Raw genomic sequence first — 12,286 nt, forward strand, 5'->3', positions numbered from 1 at the left:
GTGTACCGCAAGAGGGTCTAGCGGAGCACGTAAGGTGGGAAAAGCGAGGTTAGGTGTACCGCAAGAGGGTCTAGCGGAGCACGTAAGGTGGGAAAAGCGAGGTTAGGTGTACCGCAAGAAGGTCTAGCGGAGCACGTAAGGTGGGAAAAGCGAGGTTAGGTGTACCGCGAGAAGGTCTAGCGGAGCACGTAAGGTGGGAAAAACGGAACCAGGTGTACCGCGAGAAGGTCTAGTGGAGCACGTAAGATGAGGAAAGCGAGGTTAGGTGTACCGCAAGAGGGTCTAGCGGAGCACGTAAGATGAGGAAAGCGAGGTTAGGTGTACCGCAAGAGGGTCTAGCGGAGCACGTAAGGTGGGAAAAGCGAGGTTAGGTGTACCGCGAGAAGGTCTAGCGGAGCACGTAAGGTGGGAAAAGCGAGGTTAGGTGTACCGCAAGAGGGGCTAGCGGTACACCTAGCTTGGGATAAACGATCTCTTGTGTACCGCGAAAAGAGTTAGCGGTGCACCTCTTTTTATAGGTCTGGTTTGAGTAAGAGCTTACGCTAAAAGTGTTGGAGGAGTGGAGAATTCTAGCTAAACAAACGTTTGATTGAACAGGTAGAAGCACTGAGAATGCAGGGGATTTGAACTAAACAAACGTTTGATTAGCAAGTAGGATGCTGGTACTTGCGCTTCTTTAAGATATATTTTAGAATTAGACTGAATGGTCGGTTTAAAAGGAGATGCTATGGAACAGAAACGCAGAAAAGATGGAGAACAAGTAAAGCGAGAGATTGCATTACAAACTAAGGAGTTGTTTGCGAGTAAAGGATATGCAGCAACTTCTATGGAAGACATTTGCGGAGTTACAGGTCGTAGTAAGGGAAGTATTTACTACTATTTCAAAAGTAAAGATGAGCTATTTTTATTTTTAGTGAAGATGCATATACAGGATTGGATGCTAGCATGGGCGGAAAAAGAAGCAAAAATTGCGACCAGTACGGAGAAGTTATATGCGCTTGCTGAGCACTTTGCAGAAGACTTTGAGAACCCACTCATGAAAGTAATGGATGAGTTTATTATGAGTCAAGCAGTTAGTCAGGATACGTTACATGACATGCTTATGTGGAACCGTGCATCACATGACATGTATAAAGAACTTATTATAGAGGGCATGGAGCGCGGGGAATTTAAAAACGACCGACCTGAGGATGTTATGTATATTTTGCAAGGAACATTAAGTGGTCTTGGCACATTGTATTTCGAGTTAGAGGCTGAACAAGTGAAACGTTTGTATAAAAGAAGCATTGATTTACTACTAACAGGGATTGCTGCAAGAGACTAACATACGGTCTTTTGCTATACAAAATTAGACCGAACAGTCGGTATATAAGGAGGAGACGTATGAAAGAATTATGGCGCAATCAAACCTTTCGAATTATTGTGGGATCGGATTTGCTGCAGCAGCTAGCTATTTGGATTCGGAATATGGCACTGCTCTTTTTTATCATGGAGCAAACCAATAATGACCCGGTCGCTATCTCATTATTAACAGTGCTAGAATATGCGCCAATCTTTATCTTTTCGTTTATTGGCGGTGCACTTGCAGATCGCTGGAATCCGAAACGCACCATGATTGTTGGTGACTTGTTAAGTGCCGCGTCTATCGCTGGTATTATCTTGCTCATTCAAGCTGGACTGTGGCAATCATTATTTGCTGCTGCATTTATTTCAGCGGTGGTCAGTCAATTTGCGCAGCCTTCAGGAGCTAAAATGTTTAAACGAAATGTGGAAGATGCCCACATTTCTGCCGCAATTGCTATTACACAGAGTTTACAGGCAATTTTTCTCATCGCGGGCCCAGTCATCGGCACACTCGTATATACAAAGCTCGGTGTAATGACCTCTTTATACAGCCTAACCGTGCTGTTCTTGCTATCGGCGCTACTTTTGACAAGATTACCAAAATGGCAACGAGATGAAGAAATCATTGCACAAGGGTTACTTGCTGATATAAAGGCAGGCTGGAAGTATGTATATACAGCTAAAAGCTTACGGTACATGTCAATTTCATTTGCTTTTGTAGGACTTGGTGTGGGGTTGATTCAGCCGCTTGAGGTATTTCTTGTTACAGAGAGGCTACAGCTCAATAAGGAGGCTGTACAATACCTCTCGGCCGCAGCGGGAGTTGGTTTGTTAGTTGGTGGTGGATTACTTGCGAGTATACAACGAACAAACCAGAAAACGATCTTGCTTGGGGGCATATTGTTTTTGGCAGTGGCCAGTATAGTAGAAGTACTTTCAACTTCTTTTTGGCTCACACTGACAATGCGCTTTTTAAGCGGTGCTTTTCTAGCAGGTGTAAATATTGTAATCGGTACACTTATGATTCAGCTCGTAGAGGAGCACATGATTGGCCGCGTAAATGGCATTATTACACCTATATTTATGGGCACAATGCTACTTGGGTCTGCTTTTGCTGGTGTACTAATGGAGGCAACTTCTTTATTTACTGTTTTCGTCATCTCTGCAGTATGCATCGTGATTTCCACCGGGCCAATTATGGGGATTGCAGTCGAACGTGAAGAGAGAGGGAACTAATACAAACATCTTATCTTTACAAAGCTTAAGTATGCAAAATATGATTTCTAAGTGTATATAAGTACAACTAGAAAAAACGACATTCTTTTTTGGATGGGAAAGAAGAACGGGCAATGTATGGTTGCGGTCAGGGCCTAAGAGATATGCGTGCTAGAGTAGTATTGTTTTGAGAGGCTTGTTGATTATTTCTAATACGGTGGAGCAGCTACAAGAATAACAAAAGGGGAGATATCCCCTTCTGTTATAGTGGTAATGAATTTGAATTGGTATGCTGATCTGTTTGTGGTACACGAATCAGGAGTACAAATCCGATGATAAACAGCACGACTACGCTTAATACACCAGCATTGGTGCTGCCAGTTAGCTGCGTGACAACGCCTGTTAGTAAAGGACCCATTACAGCGGCGAAGCGCCCAAAGATATTGTAGAATCCGAAAAATTCATTTGATTTTTCCTTGGGAACCAGCTTAGCGAAGTAGGAGCGGCTCAGCGCTTGAATACCGCCTTGTGATGTGCCGACAAGAAGCGCCAAAATCCAGAAATCAAGAGTTGTTGTGACAAAATAGGCATAAATGCATAGTATCGTATAAACCCCAATTGCTACATACAGCATCGTTTTACCAGAAAATCTCGCAGCGAGACGACCGTATAGCCAAGCAAAAGGGAAGGCAACAATTTGGGTAATTAGCAGGATTACTAATAAAGTAGTTGCACTAATTCCTAAGTCAGCTCCGTACGTAGATGCCATTTTAATGATGGTGCTGACGCCATCAATGTAGAAAAAATAGGCTAATAGAAACATAAATAAAACTTTATGCTGCTTGATATTGCGAAAGGTATCAAATAGACGCTTAAAGCTGTTTTGAATAACATTGGGTTCTCTTTCAATATAGTAAATCTGTTTTACATTGCGAAGCATTGGAATGGTAAATAAGCCCCACCAAATAGCGGTGATGACAAAGGAGAGCTGACATGCTGCTGCAAATGATAATGGTAATGTACCATTTTGCGAGAGAAAAATAAGGGCCATAGAGAGTAAAAATGGAATGGTACTGCCGATGTAGCCAATCGCAAAGCCGTTGGCCGAAATTTTATCCATCCGCTCCTCGGACGTTACGTCTACAAGGTAGGCATCGTAAAACACATTGGCCCCGGAAAAGCCGATTGCGGTGAGTGTATAAATGAATAAGAGCCACATCCACTGATCGCTCGGTACAAGGGCAAGTGCAGCGGTGAATACAACACCGAGTCCGAAGAAAAAGCTAAAAAATCGATGCTTGAGCCCCTTATAATCGGCAATTGTACCGAGGACAGGAGCCATTAGGGCAATTAAAAAAGTTGCAAACGAATTGGCGTAGCCCCAAAATGCGGTAGAGGTAGAAGCTTTCATTCCCGCATCCTCTGCGACCATCTTAAAATATAAAGGCAAAATCGTTGTTGTAATGGCTAAAGAGTAAGCAGAGTTCGCCCAATCATAAAACATCCAGCTTTTTTCCTGTTTTGTTAGTTTCACTAGCATTCCCCTCCTTTAGTTTATTGTATAGCAGCGTAAGTTTTTTATCTGAATATTTATAAAAATAAACTATACTACTTATTTTACAGCATTTTTATATCATTTCAGAAAAAGTGGAAAAAACTTAACGTATATTTTACTTAGCAGAAATATCTTTTAGAAAATGTTTTTTTCCTTGTATCTCGGTTATAATTATTGTAAAATGAGTGAAAATTACAGCAAACAGACAGTGAAGAGGAATAGTAAACGCAAGACCCCTTTTTAGCAGAGAGAGAATTCTGCGGCTGAAAGATTCTCAAAAAGGATGCGTTGAACCAGCCTTGGAGTCCTGCACTGAAATAATAGTAGGCTGCAGCGGGATAAGACCGTTATCTGACTTGAGGGTATATAGTGATTTATATAAATCAGGGTGGTACCGCCGACACAAGCTCGGTCCCTATTACGGGATCGGGCTTTTTTGTATTCCCAAAAGTCTAGATAAAATATTAAGGAGGTTTCAGAGGATGAAAGATCAGGTAAAAGAAATCACATCTATGGAAGAAGACTTTGCCCAGTGGTATACAGATATTGTGAAAAAGGCAGAGCTCGTCGATTATTCAAGTGTAAAGGGTTGTATGATTTTGCGTCCGTATGGGTATGCAATTTGGGAGAATATTCAGCGCGTCATGGATGAACGCCTAAAGGAAAAGGGACATGAAAATGTGTATATGCCAATGTTTATTCCAGAGAGCTTGCTCCAAAAGGAGAAAGATCATGTGGAAGGCTTTGCGCCTGAAGTAGCCTGGGTGACACATGGCGGAGAAGAAAAGCTTGCGGAGCGCCTTTGTGTGCGACCAACATCGGAAACATTATTTTGTGAGCACTTTTCTAAGATTGTGCAGTCCTATAATGATTTACCAAAGCTGTATAATCAATGGTGCTCAGTTGTACGCTGGGAAAAAACAACACGTCCATTTCTTCGTACCACAGAATTTCTATGGCAGGAAGGTCATACTGTTCATGCGACGGCTGAAGAGTCACATGCGGAAACAATTGATATTTTAAATCTATATGCATGGTTTTGTGAGGAATATTTGGCAATCCCAGTTATAAAAGGACAAAAAACAGAGAAAGAAAAGTTTGCTGGTGCTAAAGCAACTTATACCATTGAAAGCTTGATGCACGATGGGAAAGCACTACAAACAGCTACATCTCATAATTTTGGAACCAATTTTACCGAAGCGTTTGATATTAAATATTTAAACAAAAACGGCAGATGGGAGCATGCACATCAAACCTCTTGGGGTATGACAACACGCACAATCGGTGCGATAATCATGGTGCACGGTGATAATAACGGCTTAGTTTTACCACCAAAAATTGCACCTACACAGGTTATCATTATACCAATTGCCCAGCATAAAGAAGGGGTACTCGAAAAAGCAGCAACGCTACAGGAGCGAATCGCTAAGGTGGCACGCGTGAAAATGGATGCTGGCAACAAATCGCCTGGCTGGAAGTTTAATGAGTATGAAATGAAGGGTATTCCAATTCGTGTCGAAATCGGCCCAAAAGACATTGAAAACAATCAAGCAGTCCTCGTTCGCCGCGACACGAAGCAAAAGGAAATTGTAACACTGGATGCACTAGAGACGCGCATTACCGAGCTCCTTCAAGATATTCACGAATCGATGTTTGCTCGTGCAAAGGCTGCGCGTGATGAAAAAACATACGTCGCTCATTCTATGGAAGACATGCAGAAGATCGCAGATGAAAAGCAAGGCTTTATCCAAGCGATGTGGTGCGGTGAATTAGCATGTGAAGAACGCTTAAAAGAAGAATTGGGCGTAACGTCAAGATGCATCCCATTTGAACAAGTGCAGCACACCACATCATGCGTCTGCTGCCAAAAAGAAGCAAAGCACATGGTCTATTGGGGAAAAGCATACTAAGTGAAATCTGAGAAGAACGATTCGTCCTTTGCAAATGGTTTAACAAAGCACGAGCGAATCATAAGCCCCAACTGCAACAACACAAGGCCCGTTCTTCTCTTCCGTCTAAAAAGTCTAGGTTTTGTATCTTTTCATCTTTTCGTCACAAACATATTGTGAAATACAATTTTTGTAATGTATAATATAGGCTATCATAAGTACGTGAAAAAGATAGAGAGCTATGATAGGGGAGAACGAATTGGGGCGCATATTGGTCAACCCGCAACGACTTGAGGATGCGAGCCGTACATTGCGGGATACAGCAAGAGACTTTCAACGAATCACGGAGATTTTAACACGTTCCATTCAGCAGGCAACGTGGGAGAGTTCGCAAAAGGCACAAATGGAACGTAAGTTAGCCGAGTGGCATCGTATATCGCGTATGCTGGTGCAAACCTTAGAAGAGCAGGGTGTCTTTTTACAGAAAAAGGCGCTGGATTTTCGGCATACAGATGAAGAAGTTGGTCGTTCCATCTCGTTCGGTAACATGGCAGCAAGCTTTGCTTCTACAATTGCATTTAGTAAATTACAAAATGTGCGGGGTATTAAAGTAAGCAATCCGTCTTTATTCAGTTTAGGGAGTTCTATTATTAATGAATTACAAGACACTACTGCAGTTCATGGAGATTTGTTTGCCGCACATATCAGTCAAGCAAGCGGATATAACGAGGTAGGGCAAGCTGTTACAGGTGAATCTTATGCAGTCGCAGAATTGACTGATACAGCTGTCAGTCATATAGGTGCAGGCGTTTCACTTGGAACAGGTTCATTATTTGCAGGTATTGATTTTGGAGGCGAACAGGATTTAGAAGAAATGGAGCTTGTTAAAGAAAGGTTGCAACAGTTTTTAAAAATCAGCTAAATTTCAAACGGAAATTCTGTAGGTGCGGAGCGCTTAGGAGATTTCCTTTAACAGAGTTTAAAAATAATATGCAATGTGTCGTATTGTGTAAAATAAGTTAAGTGTTCCTCTAAACATAGGATTGAAAATGTTGTAAAATAAAAGAGAGACTAATTAGTCTCTCTTTTATTTTTTAATGAGTTTGCGTGTTTGTGTAATAATTCTGAAGTATAATATGAATCGCGAAATATTACGTATCAAGTACGTAACAAACCTTCGGAAAAAGTTCTTAATAGAGGAATATAATATATGTTTTATTGGCATGTAGAAGAAATGAGAAAAACGACATATTCATATTAAGAAGATTATGTACCTTACCGAAAAGAGTGTGTAATAAAAGGAGATTGTTGCAATGAGTATAAAAAAAGGGATCGCGCTGACGAACGAAGAATTCTTTTTTCTTGCGAGTCTGTTTAAATGCAATGCCTTAATTGGAGTGCCTGATCCTTTTACTGGATATTGGCTGGAAGAGATTGAGACAGAAATGAAGCGTGCCGCCAAGTCGCTCGTTCATAAAGGATATATCGTATATAAAAACAATGACATAGATATCATGCCTGAGCTGTTAGAGTATGTGAAAATTTGTACCCAAACAAACATGACATTATGGATACAGTCAGACAAAGAGGGACAAGAAGAGGAAAGGTATTTTTATTTAAATGCACGCAAGGTCATTGAAAGTCGTGTGTCAGAAAATGATGATCAGCTTTCTTATTTGTTACAGGAAAGAGGAAATCCAGCACAAACGTGGCGAGAAATTGTACAAGCGATGCTGCCGGAAGAAAAACCGATTGTGTATGAAGGTATTATTACGTTACCTTTAGATACGTTTACGGATTTATTAGAGGAGCGGCACTATTATAGTTTACAGCAAATTGAAAAAACGTTAAAAGCGAAGGATGTACCTGCAAAAGTGGCAAAAGTGCTTGCGCATTCTATAAAAGAGTATGCATATCGAGGGTGCATCTCATCTTTTTATCATATGGAACATGAATTTCGTATTAATAGTTTGTATGTATTGTGCACAGAACAAACGAATTGGGTCGCAAGACGTGTAGAGAGACAATTTGAAGAGCTTGTGGAGATTCGTTCGGTAAGTTTATCTCAATTCTTGAAAGAGATGGATGATACTATTACTCGTGCGAAAAAGCCTGCTGCCCACATGATATAAAAACAGTAAGCAATTGAAGAAATAAAGGACTTAGGTGATTAGATATGGAACAAACACTACTACCAATTGGTTCAGTCGTATTGTTAAAGCAGGGCACAAAAAAGCTGATGATTTATGGTCGTAAGCAAAAGCTAGCATCAAATCAAAACATATATGATTACGTTGGATGCTTATATCCGGAAGGATACTTGAATCCAGATTATACATATGTATTCAATCATGGAGATATTGCCGCAGTGATATTTATGGGATATAAGGATGAGGATGAAAAGATATACGTAACAAAAATGGAGCAGCTTGTTTAGGAGGAGAAATAGGGTGGAGTATCGTATTCAAACGATGCAGCAAACACCTGCCTATATTATTTATTTGTTAGATGTGAGCGCCTCAATGAACCAACTGATGGAAGCCGGCGGCGAACAAAAACGAAGAATAGATGTTGTAACGGAGGCACTGGCTTCTGCCGTTCGGCAAATGGTGTTTCGGTCTACAAAGGGAAGTCGGATTGCGCCGCGTTATCGCATTGCCATTTTGGCATACAGTCGATGTATTGGGCGGTGTGAAAAGTATAGATGAAGTGGCACGTATGAGACCGTTAGAAGGAATGCAGACGCTTAGTTAGAAAAAGCAATAGAAGCAGGAACAAAGATTGTCAATACGCATCCATTACCGCACACAGTTGAAGCGCTATAAATGAAATAAAAGCACAACGCTATTTGCGTTGTGCTTTTATGTTTGCCTTGCTACAGCGAAGCTTCGTTTAAACATGACTTCGTGTGCGTGCCAGGATAGGTGCACTTGAGAATAGGGCACCTAGCAATATAATTGAAAGAATTGCGGCAGGAAGCATGTAGGAGCCGTTGTACAGCAATGAATATAAAGCGACTGGCTGATCCTTCGGTGCATATGCACCAAAAAATACGATGCCTGCTGTGAAATGACATAAGAAGCGTAAAAGACTTCCTAACAATACACCCGCAATCATAGATGACCAAATGCCTGCACGGTTTCCTCTCACTACGGCATTTTTGAGACTGTTTGCAAATAAACCAGCCAATCCGATTGCAGGGAATGCCAAACCATAATCAATTAAACCTTGTACAGGATGTACGACCATTGGCTCAATGATAAGTTGTAGCAAAGCGAAAACAAGACCATTTAAGAGACCTGCTTTCCAACCCCAGCGAAAGGCGATAAGAAAAATTGGAATCATTGCGAATGAAATAGAACCACCTTGCGCCCAAAGCTTAAATGATAAAAATGGTACAATGTCTAATACGATAGCCAGCGCGGACGCCATTGCAATCTCGATCAACATTTGTGTACGTTTCAAAACCATTTCCCCCTCTTTTGTAATCCAAAGGAACACAAAAAGGCAATACAGGATGTCTAAGACGAGCCCTATATTGCCTCATTTTAGCCACATCCCTACGCTAGTACGAACTAACAGGTTCAAAGGGTCAGAACAAACTGTTCACTCTCAGCCGAAGGCTCCCCTTGTGGATTACATTATGAATTTTCTTCTTAACTATACAGAAAACATTAGATTTTTTCAATTTTTTTTTGCTCTGTTAAAGTTTGTTGTTGATTTCCGTTACGGGGGTTCGCTTCCCGCAGGAGTCTCACCCATTTCACTCCCCTCAACAAGTACAAATGATCAATATTAGACTTAACACAGCTTATTTTTTAATTAGTGTTCCCAGCTCTTCTGTAATAGCTTGCATTTCACTGATGCTGAATGTTTCACGCTTCATGACGTGTTCATAAATATCACGAAGCTCTTCATACATATCGGTATTAAAATTTTCGGCGCGAACAGCGCCTGCATTTACCATGCGTAGCTTTTCCTTAATCGCTTCAACCATGTGTTCAATATTTTCTCTTGATACTGTAGATAAATCCATCTTAATCGCTCCTCACAAATATGACATACCCTTATCTTATCATCTTTTTTGTAACATTAATTAAAGAATTATTGCAACCTCTTTAAAGTCTTTTATTTATTGTGCTAGGTAACGTATTGTAGGCTATACTAAACACAACGATGCATCGAGATATGAAGGTTAGCGGACTTTGTGTAGTTGCGGTCAGCACTAATATGGTCACAAAGAGAATTGTTCTTCTTAAGGTCCTCTATTTGTACTGATATATGAGTTGTAAAGCGGCGGTACATAGAATGTGAAGTTTGCATGAATTTGTAAAAAATTTTATGCAAAAGATAGACAAGTATGAAGGATTACATACGTGTCAAAGAGAAATGTAATACAAATTAGCTGTATAAGTACAATGCATATAACATGTGAAAACTGTTGTATAAAGCACTTGTACCGTACGCAACTTGTATATGTCAGCTATAATAGCAAATATTCAATTGAAAGGGTGAAAGGAAATGGAGAAAAACGTGAAGAAAAACAATGTAGTGCGTAATATTGCAATTGGAGTAGCTGTTGGTGCAGCTGTTACCATGCTGAAAAAAAGCAATCGTGAAAAGGTCGCACAAAATGTACGTAACGTGAAGACGAAGGTTGATGAAATTCGTCAAAATCCAGCTCCACTGAAAGCCCGTGTGAAAGAGACAGTACAAGCTGTGAGCGAAAATGGAAAAGGTGTGGCGGCTTTAGGTATGGTAAAAGAAAAGGTAAATGAATTACAGAAGTTAACACCAATTGTAGTAGAAACGCTAAAAGAAACACGTGATATTTTTACTGAAAAAAAGCGTACGTTACGTGAAAAGCGAGAGATAACAGAAGGAATTGAAATTAAATCCGAATCAGTAGTAGAGGAAAATGCTGGTATGGAAGAAGCACGTGAGCTGATGCTACAGATTCCCGAAGAGGAAACAGAAGAGATTATGCTTGAGAAAAGCGCAGAACTAAAGAATGAAACATTGGTTGTAGCGCAAAATGAAGCAGAAGAGAAGAAGGAAACAAAGCAATCCGTATAAGTAGGTGAAACATATGATATTCAACAAGATAGTAAGCAACATGAGCATGTTTCTCCGGGATCTATATAAGCGGACCAAAAGTGATGACTTGGCGGGCTTGGCTTCTCAGCTCGCCTATTTTTTTCTGCTTTCATTATTTCCGGCACTTGTATTCCTTATTACAATTATTGGCTATTTACCTCTTGAAGAAAAAGATGTTCTCGGGCTATTGGCCCAGTATGCGCCACCTGATGCGATGAAGCTGATTAATGAAAACATTAATAAAGTATTGAACAAAGCAAATGGTGGTTTGTTGTCTTTTGGTTTGCTAGCGGCGCTTTGGTCTGCATCTAATGGCATTAATGCCATTATGAAGGCTTTTAACCGTGCATACGATATAAAAGAAACGCGCTCTTTCTTTATGACAAGAGCCTTGTCCATTGTATTAACGCTTGCTATGGTCTTTATCATTGTATTTGCGCTGTTACTACCTGTATTTGGTAAGGTAATTGGCAAGACCATATTCGATATATTAGGCTTATCTGAAAGTTTTTTAATGGTATGGAGCCTAGTTCGCCTCGTACTTAGTTTTTTAGTTTTATTTATAACGTTCTCATTTTTATACAAATTCGCACCCAATCTCCACGTTCGGCGCAATGAGGTAATGTCCGGTGCTCTATTCGCTTCTGTCGGTTGGGTAAGTGTTTCATATTTGTTTGCCTTATATGTTGATTTATTTGGAAATTATGCCAATACATACGGCGGTCTCGGTGGAATTATTATTTTAATGCTTTGGTTTTATTTAACAGCTTGGGTCATTTTAATTGGCGGTGAAATCAACGCATTGTTGCATTGCTATCGCACAAACGGAAAAGATTCCCGTAATAATCTGGTGACGAAATAAGCCATACTACATATGTAACTACTTCACTTGAGGAGGAATTACATCATGACAAAAGGTAAACATGGTAATAACAACAACGATAAAAACCAACGTAAACAACGCAGTAGCTCGCAGCCAAAGCATAAAACAAGCAGCAGTGCAAATGGTCACAACGACTATCATTAATAAGAAAAAGCAACATGCACATAAAAAAGCACGGGGATTCTGAACTGCACCCCGATTGTTAGACACGTCTAACAATCGGAGGTGCAGTTTTTCTATGACCAAATATACGTTAGAAACTAAACTAGAGGTCGTTCAAGATTACTTAAAAGGGAAAGATTC

At 40.4% G+C, this 12,286-nt stretch carries 11 protein-coding genes, 1 pseudogene, 1 riboswitch and 1 other annotated feature; of the genes and pseudogenes, 9 read left to right on the plus strand and 3 right to left on the minus strand.

Features of this window, described 5'->3' with window-relative positions; genetic code table 11:
- Positions 1-727 precede the first annotated feature (727 nt).
- Both EEJ45_RS17095 and EEJ45_RS17100 read left to right on the plus strand, forming a co-directional pair.
- On the plus strand, positions 728-1,324 hold the full coding sequence (locus EEJ45_RS17095) for a TetR/AcrR family transcriptional regulator (RefSeq protein ID WP_124565970.1): 597 nt from the start codon (positions 728-730) through the stop codon (positions 1,322-1,324).
- Between the two features lie 59 nt (positions 1,325-1,383).
- The gene (locus tag EEJ45_RS17100; protein WP_124565971.1) at positions 1,384-2,580 is read left to right on the plus strand and encodes an MFS transporter; all 1,197 of its coding nucleotides are present in this window, start codon (positions 1,384-1,386) and stop codon (positions 2,578-2,580) included.
- Positions 2,581-2,821: 241 nt separating this feature from the next.
- On the opposite strand, the gene EEJ45_RS17105 is transcribed toward EEJ45_RS17100, so the two are convergent.
- On the minus strand, positions 2,822-4,063 hold the full coding sequence (locus EEJ45_RS17105) for an MFS transporter (RefSeq protein WP_380018176.1): 1,242 nt from the start codon (positions 4,061-4,063) through the stop codon (positions 2,822-2,824).
- Between the two features lie 250 nt (positions 4,064-4,313).
- Positions 4,314-4,534: a binding site (T-box leader), on the plus strand.
- A 62-nt stretch (positions 4,535-4,596) separates the two neighbouring features.
- Here EEJ45_RS17105 and proS point away from each other — a divergent pair.
- The 5 genes and pseudogenes from proS to EEJ45_RS17130 form a co-directional block, all read left to right on the plus strand.
- A complete protein-coding gene (proS, locus tag EEJ45_RS17110; protein WP_124565973.1) occupies positions 4,597-6,024 on the plus strand; it encodes a proline--tRNA ligase in 1,428 nt (475 codons plus the stop codon).
- Positions 6,025-6,262: 238 nt separating this feature from the next.
- The gene (locus EEJ45_RS17115; protein WP_124565974.1) at positions 6,263-6,925 is read left to right on the plus strand and encodes a WXG100 family type VII secretion target; all 663 of its coding nucleotides are present in this window, start codon (positions 6,263-6,265) and stop codon (positions 6,923-6,925) included.
- A 391-nt stretch (positions 6,926-7,316) separates the two neighbouring features.
- The gene (locus tag EEJ45_RS17120) at positions 7,317-8,135 is read left to right on the plus strand and encodes a hypothetical protein (RefSeq protein WP_124565975.1); all 819 of its coding nucleotides are present in this window, start codon (positions 7,317-7,319) and stop codon (positions 8,133-8,135) included.
- 44 nt (positions 8,136-8,179) lie between these two features.
- The gene (locus EEJ45_RS17125; RefSeq protein WP_124565976.1) at positions 8,180-8,440 is read left to right on the plus strand and encodes a DUF4176 domain-containing protein; all 261 of its coding nucleotides are present in this window, start codon (positions 8,180-8,182) and stop codon (positions 8,438-8,440) included.
- Positions 8,441-8,474: 34 nt separating this feature from the next.
- Positions 8,475-8,748 (plus strand): annotated as a pseudogene (locus EEJ45_RS17130) (hypothetical protein); the annotation flags it as partial.
- Between the two features lie 147 nt (positions 8,749-8,895).
- Here EEJ45_RS17130 and thiT read toward each other — a convergent pair.
- The gene (gene thiT / locus EEJ45_RS17135; RefSeq protein ID WP_124565977.1) at positions 8,896-9,474 is read right to left on the minus strand and encodes an energy-coupled thiamine transporter ThiT; all 579 of its coding nucleotides are present in this window, start codon (positions 9,472-9,474) and stop codon (positions 8,896-8,898) included.
- A 69-nt stretch (positions 9,475-9,543) separates the two neighbouring features.
- A riboswitch (TPP riboswitch) is annotated at positions 9,544-9,643 on the minus strand.
- A gap of 171 nt (positions 9,644-9,814) precedes the next feature.
- Positions 9,815-10,039 (minus strand): DUF1128 domain-containing protein, encoded by a 225-nt coding sequence (locus EEJ45_RS17140; protein ID WP_124565978.1) that lies wholly within the window; start codon positions 10,037-10,039, stop codon positions 9,815-9,817.
- A 485-nt stretch (positions 10,040-10,524) separates the two neighbouring features.
- Here EEJ45_RS17140 and EEJ45_RS17145 point away from each other — a divergent pair, with 485 nt between their 5' ends.
- Positions 10,525-11,079 carry a hypothetical protein gene (locus EEJ45_RS17145; RefSeq protein ID WP_246000013.1) on the plus strand — a complete coding sequence of 185 codons (555 nt, stop codon included), beginning with the start codon at positions 10,525-10,527 and terminating at the stop codon, positions 11,077-11,079.
- A 13-nt stretch (positions 11,080-11,092) separates the two neighbouring features.
- A complete protein-coding gene (locus EEJ45_RS17150) occupies positions 11,093-11,962 on the plus strand; it encodes a YihY/virulence factor BrkB family protein (protein ID WP_124565979.1) in 870 nt (289 codons plus the stop codon).
- The last annotated feature ends 324 nt before the right edge of the window (positions 11,963-12,286 follow it).

This window comes from Ectobacillus antri (assembly GCF_003852715.1).
Lineage (GTDB): Bacteria > Bacillota > Bacilli > Bacillales > Bacillaceae_G > Ectobacillus > Ectobacillus antri.

Bases quoted from the DNA above. Each gene is read 5' to 3' on its own strand.
- EEJ45_RS17095 (WP_124565970.1), top strand. From the start codon at position 728: ATGGAACAGAAACGCAGAAAAGATGGAGAACAAGTAAAGCGAGAGATT.
- EEJ45_RS17100 (WP_124565971.1), top strand. From the start codon at position 1,384: ATGAAAGAATTATGGCGCAATCAAACCTTTCGAATTATTGTGGGATCG.
- EEJ45_RS17105 (WP_380018176.1), bottom strand. From the start codon at position 4,063: ATGTTTTATGATTGGGCGAACTCTGCTTACTCTTTAGCCATTACAACA.
- proS (WP_124565973.1), top strand. From the start codon at position 4,597: ATGAAAGATCAGGTAAAAGAAATCACATCTATGGAAGAAGACTTTGCC.
- EEJ45_RS17120 (WP_124565975.1), top strand. From the start codon at position 7,317: ATGAGTATAAAAAAAGGGATCGCGCTGACGAACGAAGAATTCTTTTTT.
- EEJ45_RS17125 (WP_124565976.1), top strand. From the start codon at position 8,180: ATGGAACAAACACTACTACCAATTGGTTCAGTCGTATTGTTAAAGCAG.
- thiT (WP_124565977.1), bottom strand. From the start codon at position 9,474: ATGGTTTTGAAACGTACACAAATGTTGATCGAGATTGCAATGGCGTCC.
- EEJ45_RS17140 (WP_124565978.1), bottom strand. From the start codon at position 10,039: ATGGATTTATCTACAGTATCAAGAGAAAATATTGAACACATGGTTGAA.
- EEJ45_RS17145 (WP_246000013.1), top strand. From the start codon at position 10,525: ATGGAGAAAAACGTGAAGAAAAACAATGTAGTGCGTAATATTGCAATT.
- EEJ45_RS17150 (WP_124565979.1), top strand. From the start codon at position 11,093: ATGATATTCAACAAGATAGTAAGCAACATGAGCATGTTTCTCCGGGAT.